This window comes from Scleromatobacter humisilvae (genome assembly GCF_023231945.1).
Classification (GTDB): Bacteria; Pseudomonadota; Gammaproteobacteria; order Burkholderiales; family Burkholderiaceae_C; genus Scleromatobacter; species Scleromatobacter humisilvae.
In genome coordinates this window covers 607,273-622,809 of record NZ_JAJLJH010000001.1, presented here as the reverse complement: position 1 = coordinate 622,809, position 15,537 = coordinate 607,273, and the positions used below count along the sequence as shown (strand labels likewise).

The following is a 15,537-nucleotide window of genomic DNA, read 5'->3' as shown; positions in this document are numbered from 1 at the left end:
TTTCGCAGCGGTCGGAAATGCGTGGCGAGTGCGGGCCAGTTTCGATGTCGCGGGCCTGTCGCGCATGTAAGCAGCTGTGGTTTGCACGGCGCTTGGGCCGTTCATCTCGCGTTCGGAATCCGGCGCGATTCCTAGACTTGTCGACAGTCCCCAAACGCCATGTCCAACACGCTGCTCATCCATGCCTCGGGCCTGATCGCCCTGGCCCTCAACGTCGTCGCGCTGGTCTGCACCTGCGAGCGCTCGCTGCGCCTGCGCTCGGGCGTGGCCGGCATGATCTGGGCGCTCAACAACTTCCTGATGGGCGCCAACGTGGCGGCCGCGTTGAGCGTGGTCAGCGCGGGCCGCACCGCGACCTCGGCCGTCACGCTGGGCGAACGCCGCTCGCGCACGATCGGCTTCGCGGTGTTCGCGGCGCTGACGCTGACGGTCGGCCTGTGGACGTGGGGCGGCTGGGCGTCGCTGCTGATGGTCGGGGCCTCGCTGATGTCCACCTATGCCGTGTTCCACCTCACCGGGCGCTCGCTGCGCTGGGTGATGCTGGCGGTGTCGGCGCTGTGGATGGTCAACGCCTGGAGCTACGGCTCGTGGGAGCAGATGGCGGCCAACCTGATCAGCGCGGCGGCGTCGCTGTACGGCGCCTGCCGCATGAGCCGAAGCGCTAGCGCCTGAGCTGGCCCGCGGCGGCGCGGTACTGGCCGGGCGTCATGCCCCACACCGCCTTGAAGCGCCGCACCAGGTGGCTCGCGCTCGCGTGGCCCGTGGCGCGCGCGACGTCATCGAGCGACGGCGCATGCCGCGCGCGCAGCAGCGCCGCGGCGCGTTCGATGCGGCGCGCGACGATCCATTCGTGCGGCGCGACGCCCATCGAGGCGCGGAACGCGTGCGCGAAGTGCGTCTCCGACAGCGCGCAGAACGCGGCCATCTCGCCGACGGTCACCGCCTGCGCGAGGCGCGCATCCAGCCAGTCGACGAGACGCCGCCGCAGCGCCGGCGCGAGGCCGCCGCGGATGTCCCCGCGCGGCGCGCGTCCCGCGTGGCGCGCGAGCACGTGCGCGAGGGCCGCGTGGCCCAGCGCGTTGGCGGCGAGGCGTTCGCCGGCGTCGGTCCAGTCGAGCGACACCAGGCGCGCGAGGCTCGCGACCAGCTCGGGGTCGTCGCAGAAGTTGAGCTCGGGCAGGCGCAGCTCGCGCGGCTCGCGATCGAGCAGGCGCAGTGCCAGCGGCGCGAGGCGCTCCGCCTCGAAGTACAGGTGCACGAAGGTCTGCTCGCTGCCGACGACCCAGTTGACCTCGTGTCCGGCCGGCATCAGGCACAGCTTGCCCGGCGCGCCGCGTTCCGTCGGGGCGTCCTCGCGATAGGTGCCGTGGCCGCCGCGCAGGTACAGCGACAGCGTGTGATGGCGCGGCAGGTAGCGCGTGGCGTCGAAGCTGTTCGACCACTGCGCCACGGCCAGCCCGTCGCCCAGCGTCGCGCGCCGGTGCAGGCGGGCGCGCGAGCGCGAGAGGACGTCGAAGACGTCGGCGGGCGGGGACGGCGCGGCGGTGGACATGTCGTGCAGCGACTCTAGCGCGAGCGCATCCCGCGTGCGCGCGCGACACGCACGCAAACGCAGGAACGTGCAATTCCGCCCGCACGCGGCGGGGCAGACTCGGCGGCATGACGCTCGTCCTCTACGCCCTCACCGTCCTCATCTGGGGCACCACCTGGATCGCCCTCAAGCTGCAGCTGGGCAGCGTGCCCATCCCGTGGTCGATCGCCTGGCGCTTCGCGCTCGCGGCCGTCGTGCTGTTCGCGTGGCTGGCCGCGCGCGGCAGGCTGCGGCTGCCGCGGCGCGAGGTGCGCTGGCTGGTCGCGGCGCAGGGGCTGTGCCTGTTCTGCGTCAACTTCATCTGCTTCCTGAACGCCAGCCGAACCATCGCCAGCGGGCTTGTCGCGGTGGTGTTCTCGACGGCCACGCTCTGGAACGCGCTCGGCGCGCGCGTCGTGTTCAAGCGGCCATTGACGTCGACGATCATCGGCGGCGGCGCGGTGGGCCTGGCCGGCCTGCTCCTGATGTTCTGGCCCGAACTCGCGCGCCACGGCGCGTCGGCCGGCACCGTGCGCGGCCTCGCGTTCGCGCTCGGCGGCACGCTGTGCTTCTCGTGCGGCAACCTGCTGTCCGCGCGCATGCAGGCGCTGGGCGAGACGCCCGCGCTCACCAACGCCTGGGGCATGACGGTCGGCACCCTGGTGCTGGTGGCCGGCTGCGCGTCCTTCGGCATCGCGCCGGCTTTCGACTGGTCGACCACCTACGTCGGCGCGTGGTTGTATCTGGCCATCCCCGGCTCGGTCATCGGCTTCACGGCCTACCTGCTGCTGGTCGGCCGCCTCGGCCCCGAGCGCGCGGCCTACTGCACGGTGCTGTTCCCGCTGGTGGCGCTGGCGATCTCGTCGGTGGTGGAGGATTACCGCTGGACGGCGCCGGCGCTCGCCGGCCTGGTGCTGGTGATGGCCGGCAACGTGCTGGTGTTCCGAAGGCCCGCGGTGCGTGCGGCGACCTGACGATTCGTTGACGCATCTCGTCGCCAGCGCCTCGGTTTTGCTGCAGACTGGCGGGATGGACAAGCACTACCTGCAGCCGCTGCTCGAGCCCGAAGCCATCGTCGTGTTCTCCGCGCGGCGCGGCGACCCGACGCAGCAGACCGCGCAGGGCCGCGCGCTGACCGAGGCGATCCGCGCGCAGCGCTTCGCCGGCACGATCCGCTTCCTCGAGATCGGGACGACCGGCACGCTGGCCGAGCTGTCGCAGACGCGCGCCGACCTGGCCATCATCGCGCTGCCGCCCAAGGACATCGCCGCCGCGCTGGAGGTGGCCGGCCGCATCGCCTGCCGCGCGGCGCTGGTCATCTCCAGCGGCGTGACGGCCGACCAGGCCGCCGAGCTGCGCCGGATCGCACATCGCGAGGGCGTGCTGCTGCTGGGGCCCAACAGCCTCGGCTTCCAGCGCCCGAAGCTCGCCCTCAACGCGAGCGCCGCCGGGCCGCTGGCGCGCGCGGGCTCGCTGGGCGTCGTGTGCCAGTCGGGGGCGCTCACCGCCGCGATGCTGGACTGGGCGCGCTCGAACGGCGTCGGCTTCTCGCTGGTGGCGTCGATCGGGCCGCACACCGATGTCGACATCGCGCAGGTGCTCGACTACCTCGCCAACGACCCGCAGACGCAGTCCATCATCGTCTACCTCGAAGGCATCGGCAGCGCGCGGCGCTTCATGAGCGCGCTGCGATCCGCGGCCATTGCCAAGCCGGTCGTCGTGCTCAAGGCCGGCCGCAGATCGGCGGGCAACGAGGCCGCGCAGACCCACAGCGCCGCGTCGGTCGGCTCGGACGAGGTGTTCGACGCCGCGCTGCGCCGCGCGGGCGCGGTGCGCGTGCGCTCGTTCGTCGAGCTGTTCTCGGCGGCCAAGTGCCTCGCGTCGCGCTACCGGCCGGTGGGCCCGCGGCTCGCGCTGGTCACCAACGGCGGCGGGCCCGGCGTGCTGGCGGCCGACTGGGTCAACGAGATCGGGCTGAAGCTGGGCCGGCTGTCGGCGCCGTCCGCCGCGGCGCTGAAGCCGATGCTGCCGGACGTGGCCTCGGTGTCGGACCTGATCGACATCTCCGAGGACGCGGCGCCCGAGCACTACGTCGCGGCGATCCGCACCGCGGCCGCCGACAAGGACGTCGACGGCATCCTCGCGATCCACTCGCCCAAGACCGGCGTCGACCCGATGGCCGTCGCGCGCGCGGTGGCCGCGCTGCTGCCCACCACGTACAAGCCGCTGCTCTCGTGCTGGATGGGCGACGCCACGATGGGCGAGGCGCGCGTGCTGCTCAACGACGCCGGCATCGCGAGCTTCCGCACGCCCGAGGCCGCGGTCGGCGCGTTCGGCAACATCTCCACCTTCTACCAGAACCAGCGCCTGCTGCAGCAGACGCCGCCGCCGCTGTCCACGCTGGCCAAGCCGGACATCGAGGGCGCGCACCTGCTGATCGAGAGCGTGCTGGCCGAGCGCCGCAAGGTGCTCACCGAGATGGAGTCGAAGACGCTGCTGTCGTCGTTCCACGTGCCGGTCACGCAGACCATCCTCGCGCGCTCGCCGACCGAGGCGATGATGATCGCGACGCAGCTGGGCTTCCCGGTCGCGCTCAAGATCGACTCGCCCGACATCGCGCACAAGTCCGACGTGCAAGGCGTCGCGCTCAACCTGATGAGCGGCACCAGCGTGCGCGAGGCCTACGTCGACATGATGGAACGCGTGGCCCGCCTCGCGCCCAACGCGCGCATCAACGGCGTGACGGTGCAGAAGATGGCGCGCGCGCGCCGCGGCCGCGAGATCTCGGTGGGCGTGGTCACCGACGACCCGTTCGGACCGGTGATCGTGTTCGGCGCGGGCGGCGTGATGATCGAGCTGATCGCCGACCGCGCGATGGAGCTGCCGCCGCTCAACCAGTTCCTTGCGCGTCGCCTGATCGAGCGCGCCCGCGTCGCCGAGACGCTGCTCGAATGGCGCGGCGCAAGCCCGGTGGACATCGCGGCGCTGGAGCAGGTGCTGCTGCGCGTCTCCGAGATGGTGTGCGCGCTGCCGCAGCTGCGCGAGATGGACATCAACCCGGTCATCGTCGACGAGAACGGCGCCGTCGCGGTCGACGCGCGCATCGTCGTCGACGGCGGCCCGCTGGCCGGCACCGGCTCGCCGGGGCAGTTCGCGCACCTGGCGATCCTGCCGTATCCGTCGCGCTTCGAGCAGGCGCTCACGCTGCGCGGCGGCGGCACCTGCCACCTGCGTCCGATCCGGCCCGACGACGCGCAGATGCTGCAGGACCTCGTGCGCGGCCTGTCGCCCGAGAGCCGCTACTTCCGCTTCGTCTCGTCGTTCAACGAGTTGCCCGCGACGATGCTGTCGCGCTTCACGCTGATCGACTACGACCGCGAGATGGCGCTGGTGGCCGTCGTGCCGCAGCGCGAGACGAACACCGACGGCGACATCGTCGAGACCGACCGCATCGTCGGCGTCTCGCGCTACGTCATCGCGCCCGACCAGCAGAGCTGCGAGTTCTCGCTCGTGGTTGCCGAGGACATGAAGGGCCGCGGCCTCGGCTCGCGGCTGATGGAGGCCATCATGGAAGCGGCGCGCGAACGCGGCCTCGCCGAGATCGTCGGGCTCGTCCTGCGCGGCAACGCAGCGATGCTCAAGCTGATGCGCGGGATGGGCTTCGAGGTCAAGCGCTTCGACGAGGATCCGGATTTCGTGAAGGTGACGCACGGGTTGTGAGCATGGGGGGCGGCGCGGCATAGGGATGGCCGGCGCAGGCGGCCGCGCCCAATCTGCCGGCTCCATCACTGGCTTGGAGGCCGCCATGTCGCATCGTTCCTCGTCCCTCGTGCGTCGCGCCGTCCTGGCCGCAGTCGCCGTGCTGGCGTGTTCCGCCGCCAGCGCCCAGAAGGCGGCGCTCGTGCAGCCGGCCTTCGGGCCCGGCATCACGCCGTACCAGAGCAACCAGCTCTACAACCCGTCGGCCAGCATCTGCCCGAATTCGTTCTACTGCCAGATCGCGTTTCCCCCGGTGCCCGCCGGCAAGCGGCTGGTCGTGACGCACGCCTCGGCGACCTACTCGGTGACCCAGACGGGCACCGAGGAGATCGTGTCGATCGGCGCCAGCCTGTTCGACACGATGGACCTGCCGGCGGCCGTCTATGTCGGCACCTTGCGCTACGTCGCCAGCAGCCCCATCACCTATTACTTCGAGCCTGGCCAGACGCCCTACGTCTTCATCACCGGCAGTTCGGTGCTCACCAACAACACCGGGCATGCGTCCATCGTGGGCTACCTGGTGCCGGCGTCCTAGCGAGCGGGCGGCAACAAGGCCTTCGCGGCCTCGATGCGCAGGGCGAGGTCGACCGTCTCGTCGTTCATCACGCGCAGCAGGAACCGACGCGGGTCGTCGGTCGCCTCGTGGGCGGCAATCGCCGTCTCGCGCGCGGGCGCGGGCGCAGGCGCGGCCGCGTGACGCGCGGTCGCGCGCATGCCCGCGAGCGCCGCGTCGAACACCGCCGGCTTGACGGCCTGCAATCCGCGCAGCAACGCCGCCTGGCCTTCCTCGCCGGGCTCGACGTCCAGCCACGGCGTCTCCGAGAAGATGGCCGCGAGATCGGGCGCGACGAAGGCGGACCAGTTCCCGCTGCCCGCCTGCAGCGCGGGGATCAGCGCGGCGTGGCGCGCGTCCGGCGTGGGCCAGAGGCGCACGCGCGCGGCCGGGACGTGTTCGAGGAAGCGCATGCGCAGCGCCTCGAGGAAGGCGTGGGCGTCGGCCACGGGGATCGCGGTCTCGAGCGAGAACCACAGCTGCAGGCCGTCGCTGCCGGAGACCGCGATGCCCGGCGCGGGCAGTTCCAGCTCCATCTGCACACCGTGCCAGACTTCCGACAAGGCCTCCCAGTTCGTCGGCTGGACGACCTCGAGCACCATCGCCCGGGTCCGGCCGCGGACATCGACCAGCGACAGCGCCTGCGCACTGTCGGGCGCGAAGACAAGGCCGCCGAGGTAGAGGCGATTCAGTTCGGTGTCGAGACGGTTCATGCGTTCGCTTGCAGCAGGTACGCGATGGCCGCCGTCACCGTCACCGCCTGCGCCTCGTTGCACTCGGCGGCCGTCGCGGTGGGGCTGTCCGGGTAGACCTCGGTGGTCGTCACGAAGCGCGCGGCCGTCATGCCGCCGCACAGGCCCAGCGAGCGCTTGGCGTAGTTGATGACGCCGGACTGCGTCATCGTCGTGCCGATGATGGCGCCGTGTTCGTCGGGCTCGGCGATGTGCGTCACCTCGCGCACGGCGGCGATCAGCGCGCGCTGGAAGTCCGGCGCGGGGCGTTCGCTGTCGCCCACGAGATAGAAGCCGTCGGGGATGGCGTGCCAGTCGAAGGCCTTGCCGTCGCGCGCGGCCTTGGCCGGGCCGAACTCGCTGTTGTCGGTGTCGGTGGTCTCGTGGAGGTCGACGTGCAGGTCGACGCTGGGGCACTGCGCCGCGACGCAGGCCATCGCGAGCGCGGACTCGGCGGCGGGGCTGTCGGTGCGGAACTGGCGATTGGGGTCCAGAGCGTCCGGATTCCAGCGGTTGATCGTCTCGTAGCCCCAGGGGCTGAGGCAGGGCAGCACGAGCAGGTTGACGGCCTGGGCGTGGCGCGAGAACTGCGTCGCGATCCACTGCAGCGCGCCCTGCACGCCGCTGGTCTCGTAGCCGTGGACGCCGCCGGTGACGAGCACGGTCGGGCGATCCGTCCGCCAGGCGCGGCTGCGCACCGCGAACAGCGGAAAGCGGGCCAGGCCCAGGCGCGTGTAGTCGAGGATGCCGTACTCGAACAGATCGGCGTCGGCCGGCACGGCGGCCTTCAGCGGTGCGACGACCTCGTCGGCATAGCTGCGCTTGATGGCTTGGCGGGCCAGCCAGGCCGCGCGTTCGGCATCGCCCCAGGGCGTGCCGGGCGTGCCGATGGGAAAGGGCGTGGTCGGGGGCAGGTTGCTCACGGCGGGTGTCTCGGGTTTCGCAAACCCGGACGATACCTCGTGCAGCCGATTCAGGCCCAGGCGTCGAGCCGGGTGCCCAGGATGCCGGAGGTGGCCAGCTGCGGCGCAGGAATCGCCGTCAGCAGCGCCAGCGCGGGCGCCTCGTCCTGGCTGACGGCCTTCTTCAGCGGCTCGCGCGGCCCGTGGTCCAGCGGGGCCGGCTGCGATCCGTTGACGTTGTGGAGGGAGACGCCTTCCATGGTCCGTGCGTGATCTGTCCGAGGGTCATCGGCCGATGGCGCGGCGAATCGAGTCCGAACATGTGAACTTGTCCCCCCAAACGAGGGTGTCCCCGCGCCGCGTCGCGGCGATACTCGGCCTCGCTGCGACACCGCCATTCCGAGCGGGCGCGCGCCAACATGAACGAGGGAGTTCCGATGACCGAGATGCCGGCCAGCGACATGGTCTTCTGCCGCGCCTGCGGCAAGCAGATGCACGTGACGGCGGTCGCGTGCCCGCAATGCGGCGCGCAGCAACGGCCCGTCGCGGCGGCGCCGCGGCTGGATCCGAACGCGTCGCCCAAGCTGTTGCTGCCCGCCGTGCTGCTGTGCTTCTGGTTCGGCGTGTTCGGGGTGCATCGCTTCTTCGTCGGCAAGGTCGGCACGGGCCTGCTGCAGCTGTTCACGTTCGGCGGCCTGGGCATCTGGGCGCTGATCGACCTGATCATCCTGGTCTGCGGCAGTTTCACCGACAGCGAGGGTCGCAAGCTCACGCAATGGACCTGATCGCCTGAGCCTGCGAAAATGGGGGAGGGCGGCGCTTGCCGCCGATCTTCTCCCCGAGGCCGCGTGCGGCCGCAGAAAGCAGCTTCCAGATGGCCATCCAGTGGTTCCCGGGTCACATGCACACGACCCGCAAGGCGATCGCCGAGCGCCTGCCGGACATCGACGTGGTCATCGAGCTGCTCGATGCGCGCCTGCCCGGCTCCAGCGCGAACTCGCTGCTGGCCGAGATGACGCGCGGCAAGCCGGCGCTGAAGGTGCTCAACAAGCAGGATCTCGCCGACCCCGGGCTGACCGAGCAGTGGCTCGCGTACTACAAGGCGCAGCCGGGCACCAACGCGCTGGGCCTGGACGCCAGCGTCACCGCGCCGGCGCGCGCGCTCATCGCCGCGTGCCGCGCGCTCGCGCCCACGCGCGGCGGCATGGTCAAGCCGGTGCGCGTGATGATCTGCGGCATCCCCAACGTCGGCAAGTCGACGCTGGTCAACACGCTCAACGGCCAGCGCGCCGCCAAGACGGGCGACGAGCCGGGCATCACCAAGCTGGAGCAGAAGATCCTGCTGGCCAACGACTTCTACCTGTTCGACACGCCCGGCATGCTGTGGCCGCGCATCATCATCGAGGAGGGCGGCTACAACCTCGCGGCCAGCGGCGCGATCGGCCGCAACGCCTACGACGAGGAGGAGGTGGCGATGGCGTTGCTCGCGCGCGTGCGCCACCGCTACACCGATCGGATCGTCGCGCGCTACAAGACGGCGGACTTCTCGGCGATGACCGACGAGCAGCTGCTGGAAGAGGTCGGCCGCAAGCGCGGCGGGCTGATGGCCGGCGGCCGCGTCAACATGCAGAAGGCCGCGGAGATCGCGCTGAACGATTTCCGCAGCGGCGCCTGGGGGCGCGTGACGCTGGAGTCGCCGGAGGAATTCGCGGCCTGGTGGGCAGCGGGACAGGCCGCCGAGGCGGCGCGGCTCGAGAAGAAGGCCGCGCGCAAGAAGGGCTGATCAGGCCGCCGGCGCGGCGGGCGCGGGCTTGAGGAAGGCCTCGACGGTGCCCTTGATCTTGACCGTCAGCGGCCGGCCCTTGCGGTCGACCGTCTTGCCCACCGGCACGCGGATCCAGCCTTCGCTGATGCAGTATTCCTCGACGTCGAAGCGCTCCTTGCCGTTGAAGCGGATGCCGACGTCGTGCTCGAAGATCGCGGCCACGTGGTGCGGGCTGCGCGGGTCGACGGAGAGGCGGTCGGGCAGGGCGGGCAGCGTGGTGGCCGGGGTGGCGTCGGTCATGGTGGCGAGGTCTGGAAACGGGAATCGCGTGATTTTACGCGCCTGGCTCACGAGAGCGGCCGCACCACCAGCTCGGCGTACCCCGTCGCGGCGTCGTGCTCCCGCGTGAAGCGCAGCTCGTCCAGCACCGCCAGCAGGATCTCCGCGGTCGTGCGCACGATGCAGCCCGGCGCGACATGGCCGCCGAAGACGCGACCGTCGGCATCCGCCAGGCTCGCGTGCAGGTGCGGGCCGCCGGCGCCCAGCGTGCCCGACAGCGACAGCAGCTCGAGATCGCCCACCACGCAGTGCACGTCCTCGCGGCCCGCGAAGCGGATGCGCGCCTCGCACAGGCTGCCGATGCCCGAGACCACGAACGCGGCCTCGCCGTGGAAGGCCGACAGCGCGGTCGACAGCGCGGCGCGCAGGTCGGCGCCCGGGTTCAGTCGCAGCGGCAGGGTCTTCATGCCTCGAGGGTACTCCGGACAGGGCTTTGACAGATCAATAACTGCTCGGTTATGATTTTGCCATGCACTCCGCATCGGACGATCTCTTCAAGGCCCTGGCCGACCCCACGCGGCGCGCGCTCCTCGAGCGCCTGCTGCGCGAGGGGGAGCTCAACGTGCGCGCGCTCACCGAGCAATCGGGGGTGTCGCAGCCGGCGGTCTCCAAGCACCTGGGCGTGCTGAAGCAGGCCGGCCTGGTGCTGGAGCGGCCGCAGGGCCGGGTCGTGCACTACCGCGCCGAGCCCAAGGGCCTGGCCCCGCTGATGGACTGGATGCGTTTCTACGCCGTCTTCTGGGACGAGCGCATGGACCGTCTCGAGACCTTGTTGAACAGGATGGACCAATGAGCACCGATACCCCAACCCGTACCGTCGTCGTCGAGCGCCGCATGGCGCATTCGCTGGACAAGGTCTGGCGCGCGCTCACGCAGAGCCCGCTGCTGGAGGACTGGCTGATGGCCAACGACTTCGAGGCCCGGGTCGGCCACCGCGGCAGCTTCCACATGCCGCCGATGCCGGGCTGGAACGGCGTCACCGACTACGAGGTGCTCACCGTCGTGCCGCACGAGGAGCTGTCGTACACATGGAACGCCTCGGGCGAGGAGGCGGCCAACGGGCTCAGGACGGTCGTCAAGTTCACGCTGTCGCAGCTCGACGGCGCGGTGCTGGTGCGCATGGAGCAGTCGGGCTTCCGCGAGCAGGACCAGCGCAACTTCATGGGCGCGAAGTACGGCTGGGAGCGCAACCTCGGCGAGCTCGAACGCGTGGTGGCGGCGCTGCGATGAACGCGAGACGCGCCTCGAAATACCACCCGGCGCTCGCGGCGCTGCACTGGGTGCTGGCCTTCTTCATCGGCGCATCGCTGGCATTCGGCTTCCTCGTGCTGCAGAAGGTGCCCAACACCGAGCCGCGCAAGCTGGACATGCTGGAGTGGCACATGGGCCTGGGCATGGCGATCTTCGCGGCGATGCTGGTGCGGCTGGTCGTGCGCTGGCGCACGGCGAAGCCGTCGCCCGCGGGCGTGGGCACGTCCGCGTCCGCGCGCGCAGCGGGCTGGGCGCAGCTCGCGTTCTACGTGCTGGTCTTCGGCATGGTCGCCACCGGCTATGCGACCGGCCTGATCGCGCGGCTCAACGACATCGTCTTCGCCCGCAACGGCGCGCCGCTGCCGGCCTCGTTCGACGCCTACCCGACGTTCCGCGCCCACGGCGTCACCGCGACGGTGCTGGCCATCCTCGTCGCGCTGCATGTGCTCGCCGCGCTGTGGCACTGGCTGGTGCGTCGCGACGGCGTGATGCGGCGCATGGGCTTCGGCGGTCGTCGGCTCGAATAGCGTCGAACGACGCCGGGGTTGCTACAGTGCCTGCCATGCACGCAGCGGAGACCCCATGAAAGCGTTCCAGGACTACTACGGCGAGAGCGTCTCGCACTGCTACGGCTGCGGCTCGCTGAACCAGCACGGGCACCGCATCAAGACGACCTGGGACGGCGACGAGACGCTCACCCGCTTCAACCCCGAGCCGTTCCACACCGCGGTGCCGGGCTTCGTCTACGGCGGCCTGATCGCGTCGCTGATCGACTGCCACAGCACCGGCACCGCGGCCGCGGCGATGTACCGCGCCGAGGGCCGCGCGATGGACACGCTGCCGGCGTTCCGCTTCGTCACCGGCTCGCTCAACGTGAGCTATCTCAAGCCGACGCCGCTGGGCGTGGAACTCGAGCTGCGCGGCAAGGTGCAGGAGATCAAGGGCCGCAAGGTCGTGGTCGAGACGACGGTGCTCGCCAACGGCGTGGCGACGGCCCTGGGCACGGTCGTCGCGGTGCAGATGCCCGAGGACTTCGGGACGGCCTGAGCGCGCGGCGGCCGATCACGGCTGGGCCTGGGCGCGGGCTCGCAGACCGCGCGCAACCTGCAGCGCACGCGCCAGTGCGTGACGTGGACGAGTCCATCGTGGTGGCCGGTCACCCCGACCGCGTCGACCCCGATCGCTGGCGCCCGCTGATCATGAGCTTCCAGAAGTTCCACGGGCTGGGCCGCGAGCAGTTGCATCCGTCCGCGCTCGCGAGCATTCCCGAAGCGATGTACCGCAGCCCCGACGTGGATCGGGCGCGGCAGGCGCTGCCGGCCTAGACGAAGCCGAGGTTGCGCTGGCTCGCGTCCCAGTTGCCGAGGTTGGGCAGCACCGTCAGCAGGTCGCTGTCGCTGATGCCCAGCCACGTGCCCATGGTCGCGGCATATTGATCGACCGACGTCGACGGCAGCAGCCGGCCCTGGCCGACGTCGTCGGGGCCGCCGTTGGCGACCACCGGCGGCGTGCCGTAGTAGCGCCCGCCCTTGACCGCGCCGCCCAGCATGAAATGCATGCTGCCCCAGCCGTGGTCGGATCCGTCGTCGGCCGTGAGCGTGCGGCCGAAGTCGGACGCCGTGAACGTCGTCACCTGGTTGGCCACGCCGAGCTCCTGCGTCGCTGCGTAGAACGCGCTGAGCGCCTGCGCGACGGCCGCGAGCAGGCCCGGGTGCACGGTGGCCAGGCCGCTGTGGGTGTCGAAGCCGCCCATCGAGACGAAGAAGACCTGCCGCTTCGCGCCGACGGCGTCGGCCGTGCTGATCATGCGGGCGACGAGCTTGAGCTGGTCCGCGAGGTTGTTGGTGCCGGGCGCGGGGAAGGGCGTGTCGATTGCCGGGCCGCCGGCGAGCGCGTTCGCCAGCGTGCCGCCGGCGCTCAGCGAGCGCGCGGTGATGCGCGTGTACTCGTTCTCGAAGATGTTCGAACTGCTCGCGGTGACGAGGTTCTGCAGCGCCGTCGAACAGGCCGCGGAGCCGAACAGCGGCTTGGCCACGCCGTTGAGCGCCACCGGGCCGTTGGTCGACACCTGGTACTGCGTGGCCGTCTTGCCCGAGAGATAGACCGCGTTGCCCGACACGTTGACGCACGTGAACACCGCGTTGCCGTTGCCCGATTCGAACAGGTCGCCCATGCGCCCGCCCCAGCCGGACGTCGCGCCCTCGGGCGACGACGACTGCCACACCGACTGCTGGTCGTTGTGCGAGAACAGCCGCGGCGGCAACAGCACGCTGCCGGCCGTGTACTGCGCCTTGGTCGTCGGCTGCACCAGCGTGCCGACGTTGAGCATCACGCCCATCTTGCCGGCGTTGAAGAGGGGCAGCAGCGGCGCGAGTTCGGGCGCGATCGCGTACTGCGCGCCGCCGGCGAGCGCGACGCCGGGAGTCAGCACGGTCGCGGCGAGCTGATCCTGCGTGTAGGCCAGCGACGGGCGCATGCCGGCGTAGGCAGCGTAGCGTGCGCTGTCGGTCGGGACCAGCGTGTTGCCGTAGTCGTTGCCGCCGTAGAGGAACACGCAGACGAGCGCCTTGTAGTCGGTGGCGGTGGAGGCCGCGGCCTCGCTCATCGCGGCGAGGTTGAGCGCCCACGGCGCGGCCGCGCCGGCCATCGCGAGCATCGAGGAGCGCTTGAGGAACGCGCGGCGGGAAGCATGGTTGGTCATCGCGGGCCTCACTTCTGGACGATGTATTCGGGCGCGGCCAGCACCAGCACCAGGGCGGCGTTGATGCGGGCGCGACGTGTCGTGTCGCTGCCGCTGGCCATCGTGCCGACGGCGGCCGCTAGCGTGGACACGGTCGCGGCGCCCAGCTGGTTGGCGGCCAGCACGAGGTTCAGCTCCGTCAGCAACGCGGTCGCGTCGTCGGCGATCGCGAGCAGCGCTGTGTAGTCGGGCGTGAGGTCGGCGATCGAACCCGCCACCGCGCGCTGCAGGGTGTTGACGCAGCCGACGACCGAGGACTCGTTGGCGATCTGGAACTCCGGCGCCTCGAGCTCGCCGGCGTCCAGCGCGGTGTTGGGCGGCACGTAGCCGGGCCGGAAGAAGTTGAACACCGACGGCGAGCGCAACGGGCTCTGCGCGAGGCCCTTGGCCGCGTCGGACGTGTCGCCGACGGCCCACAGCCCGCTGGGCGACGTCACGCCATACGCGCGCGCCCAGCCCGTCAAGCGCAGGATGGGCTCGCGCAGCTTGCCGAAGGTCGACGGGTCGGCCGGATGGCGCGCCTCGTCGTCGAGCAGCAGCGCGCGGATCACGGCCTTCAGGTTGCCGCGCGTGCCGGTGCCGTCGTCGGCGAACACCGCGGCGATGCGCGCGACGTAGGCCGGGCTCGGGTTGCTGGTGACCAGCCGCTGGATCAGCTGGCGGCAGAAGAAGGGCGCGACGTTCTGGTGGTGGAAGATCGTGTCGAGCGCCGTCGACAGGCACGTCGCCGCGTCGGTGCCCGCGGGGATCGTCGTGCCGAGGAAGGTCTTGGCGCCGGTCTCGTAGCGGCTGGGCACCTGGATCATCGGGCGCCTGACGAAATCCGGCGTCGCGGTGCCCGTGCCCACGTTCTGGCCCTGCAGGTCGAAGTCCCAGCCGGTGAACACGCGGGCCAGGCCGGTGATGTCGGCGAGCTGGTAGGTCGGCGTCGATGCGCCGCCCGTGAGCTGCGTCGTGCCATCCGCGTTCAGCATCACGAGGCCGATCGTGAACAGCTGCATCAGCTCGCGGGCGTAGTTCTCGTCGGGCAACGCGCCGCTGACCGGGTCTTCCTTCGCGGATCCGCGGAAGGTCAGGAAGTCGCCCATCGCGCCGGAGAGCGACATCTGCTGCAGCCAGGCGCGGTGGCTGCCGAAGGCGTTGGCCTCGACCAGGTCGGCCCAGGACGCCGCGTTGAACTGCCTCCAGCCGCCGCCGACGAGGCCGTCGATGCCGATGACGAAGATCTCCGACAGCGCGAACACGATGCGCTGGCGCAGCGTGTCGGGCGCGCTGAGCATCTTGCGCCAGACGGTGGCGTCGAAGCCCTGCTCGTCGTTCTTGTGCGTGAAGGCGGTGTAGCCTTGGGCGACCAGCCAGTCCCAGCGCGAGTCGGTCACCGGCAGCGCGAACTGCGCGTCGAGCCAGCCGGCGTAGCCCAGGCTGACGACGTTGGCGATCTCGGTCCGGCTCGCGCCCATCGACGCCTGCGCCAGGAAGCGCGAGGCCTCGGCCTCGGTGGGTGCCGCGGGCGGCGGCGGTGGTGGAGGTGGCGGCGGTTCGGGCGCGGGCGACGGGCTGGCGCCGCCGCCTCCGCCACACGCCGCGAGCGATGCGGCCAGCGTCGCGGCGGCCAGCGCGGACAGCGCCGGGGACACGGAAACGACGGGTGCAGGAGGCTCGCTGCCGACCGCAAGCGGACGCAGTTCTTCCGGGACTTCGACAGTCATGGCTGCCCTCGATTCGGGAACGTGGTGTGTGTGTCGACCGTCGTTGTCTCGTGCGTCGAAACCGCCGCCGGCTGACGCAAATGTCGACTCGAATGGCGGAGTTGCCAACAAGCTTTGCACCGGGAAACGTTGGCCGCACGAGCAGCAACGTCGCGGACGCCGCCGTCGAACAAAGCCCTGGTACCGGCGCTGGCCCCCTTCATTCCGCGATTCGTCGC

General features: G+C 71.1%; 18 protein-coding genes and 1 pseudogene. 11 read left to right on the top strand and 8 right to left on the bottom strand.

Annotation, left to right across the window (positions count from 1 at the left end; translation table 11 throughout):
- Positions 1–159 precede the first annotated feature (159 nt).
- Entirely contained in the window at positions 160–672 is a 513-nt protein-coding gene (locus tag LPC04_RS02915) for a YgjV family protein (protein WP_275680681.1), read from the top strand.
- Here LPC04_RS02915 and LPC04_RS02910 read toward each other — a convergent pair.
- The gene (locus LPC04_RS02910; RefSeq protein WP_275680680.1) at positions 662–1,552 is read right to left on the bottom strand and encodes an AraC family transcriptional regulator; all 891 of its coding nucleotides are present in this window, start codon (positions 1,550–1,552) and stop codon (positions 662–664) included. The genes LPC04_RS02915 and LPC04_RS02910 overlap by 11 nt on opposite strands.
- A gap of 107 nt (positions 1,553–1,659) precedes the next feature.
- On the opposite strand from LPC04_RS02910, the gene LPC04_RS02905 reads away from it, so the two are divergent.
- From LPC04_RS02905 to LPC04_RS02895, 3 genes are all read left to right on the top strand, one after another.
- Entirely contained in the window at positions 1,660–2,544 is an 885-nt protein-coding gene (locus LPC04_RS02905; RefSeq protein ID WP_275680679.1) for a DMT family transporter, read from the top strand.
- 55 nt (positions 2,545–2,599) lie between these two features.
- Positions 2,600–5,290 (top strand): bifunctional acetate--CoA ligase family protein/GNAT family N-acetyltransferase, encoded by a 2,691-nt coding sequence (locus LPC04_RS02900; RefSeq protein ID WP_275680678.1) that lies wholly within the window; start codon positions 2,600–2,602, stop codon positions 5,288–5,290.
- Positions 5,291–5,375: 85 nt separating this feature from the next.
- Positions 5,376–5,864, top strand: coding sequence for a hypothetical protein (locus LPC04_RS02895; protein ID WP_275680677.1), 489 nt, complete (start codon positions 5,376–5,378; stop codon positions 5,862–5,864).
- Here the strand turns inward: LPC04_RS02895 and LPC04_RS02890 are convergent.
- Genes LPC04_RS02890 through LPC04_RS02880 form a run of 3 tightly spaced genes read right to left on the bottom strand, consistent with a single transcriptional unit; the run spans position 5,861 to position 7,775 of the window.
- Entirely contained in the window at positions 5,861–6,595 is a 735-nt protein-coding gene (locus LPC04_RS02890) for a hypothetical protein (RefSeq protein ID WP_275680676.1), read from the bottom strand. The two genes, LPC04_RS02895 and LPC04_RS02890, sit on opposite strands and share 4 nt — an antisense overlap.
- Positions 6,592–7,536 carry a M14 family metallopeptidase gene (locus tag LPC04_RS02885; RefSeq protein WP_275680675.1) on the bottom strand — a complete coding sequence of 315 codons (945 nt, stop codon included), beginning with the start codon at positions 7,534–7,536 and terminating at the stop codon, positions 6,592–6,594. The genes LPC04_RS02890 and LPC04_RS02885 overlap by 4 nt, the downstream gene beginning before the upstream one ends.
- A 50-nt stretch (positions 7,537–7,586) precedes the next feature.
- Complete coding sequence (locus tag LPC04_RS02880; protein WP_275680674.1) at positions 7,587–7,775, bottom strand: hypothetical protein; 189 nt, start codon at positions 7,773–7,775, stop codon at positions 7,587–7,589.
- 177 nt (positions 7,776–7,952) lie between these two features.
- Between LPC04_RS02880 and LPC04_RS02875 the strand changes: the two genes are divergently transcribed.
- Positions 7,953–8,300 carry a TM2 domain-containing protein gene (locus LPC04_RS02875; RefSeq protein WP_275680673.1) on the top strand — a complete coding sequence of 116 codons (348 nt, stop codon included), beginning with the start codon at positions 7,953–7,955 and terminating at the stop codon, positions 8,298–8,300.
- An 89-nt stretch (positions 8,301–8,389) separates the two neighbouring features.
- Positions 8,390–9,298, top strand: coding sequence for a ribosome biogenesis GTPase YlqF (ylqF, locus tag LPC04_RS02870; protein ID WP_275680672.1), 909 nt, complete (start codon positions 8,390–8,392; stop codon positions 9,296–9,298).
- Here the strand turns inward: ylqF and LPC04_RS02865 are convergent, their stop codons facing one another.
- Positions 9,299–9,580, bottom strand: coding sequence for a DUF3297 family protein (locus LPC04_RS02865; RefSeq protein ID WP_275680671.1), 282 nt, complete (start codon positions 9,578–9,580; stop codon positions 9,299–9,301).
- 47 nt (positions 9,581–9,627) lie between these two features.
- Complete coding sequence (locus LPC04_RS02860) at positions 9,628–10,026, bottom strand: PPC domain-containing DNA-binding protein (RefSeq protein WP_275680670.1); 399 nt, start codon at positions 10,024–10,026, stop codon at positions 9,628–9,630.
- Between the two features lie 62 nt (positions 10,027–10,088).
- On the opposite strand from LPC04_RS02860, the gene LPC04_RS02855 reads away from it, so the two are divergent.
- The 5 genes and pseudogenes from LPC04_RS02855 to LPC04_RS02835 form a co-directional block, all read left to right on the top strand.
- Positions 10,089–10,412, top strand: coding sequence for an ArsR/SmtB family transcription factor (locus tag LPC04_RS02855; RefSeq protein WP_275680669.1), 324 nt, complete (start codon positions 10,089–10,091; stop codon positions 10,410–10,412).
- On the top strand, positions 10,409–10,849 hold the full coding sequence (locus tag LPC04_RS02850; RefSeq protein WP_275680668.1) for an SRPBCC family protein: 441 nt from the start codon (positions 10,409–10,411) through the stop codon (positions 10,847–10,849). Before LPC04_RS02855 ends, LPC04_RS02850 begins: the two co-directional genes overlap by 4 nt.
- Positions 10,846–11,397 carry a cytochrome b gene (locus tag LPC04_RS02845; protein ID WP_275680667.1) on the top strand — a complete coding sequence of 184 codons (552 nt, stop codon included), beginning with the start codon at positions 10,846–10,848 and terminating at the stop codon, positions 11,395–11,397. The genes LPC04_RS02850 and LPC04_RS02845 overlap by 4 nt, the downstream gene beginning before the upstream one ends.
- 55 nt (positions 11,398–11,452) lie before the next feature.
- Entirely contained in the window at positions 11,453–11,917 is a 465-nt protein-coding gene (locus tag LPC04_RS02840) for a PaaI family thioesterase (protein WP_275680666.1), read from the top strand.
- A 101-nt stretch (positions 11,918–12,018) separates the two neighbouring features.
- A pseudogene (locus LPC04_RS02835) lies at positions 12,019–12,195 on the top strand (flavin reductase family protein); the annotation flags it as partial.
- Here the strand turns inward: LPC04_RS02835 and LPC04_RS02830 are convergent.
- Both LPC04_RS02830 and LPC04_RS02825 read right to left on the bottom strand, forming a co-directional pair.
- On the bottom strand, positions 12,192–13,571 hold the full coding sequence (locus LPC04_RS02830) for a DUF1501 domain-containing protein (protein ID WP_275680665.1): 1,380 nt from the start codon (positions 13,569–13,571) through the stop codon (positions 12,192–12,194). The pseudogene LPC04_RS02835 and the gene LPC04_RS02830 sit on opposite strands and share 4 nt — an antisense overlap.
- 8 nt (positions 13,572–13,579) lie before the next feature.
- Positions 13,580–15,319, bottom strand: a complete 1,740-nt coding sequence (locus LPC04_RS02825) for a DUF1800 domain-containing protein (RefSeq protein ID WP_275680664.1) — start codon at positions 15,317–15,319, stop codon at positions 13,580–13,582.
- Positions 15,320–15,537 lie beyond the last annotated feature (218 nt).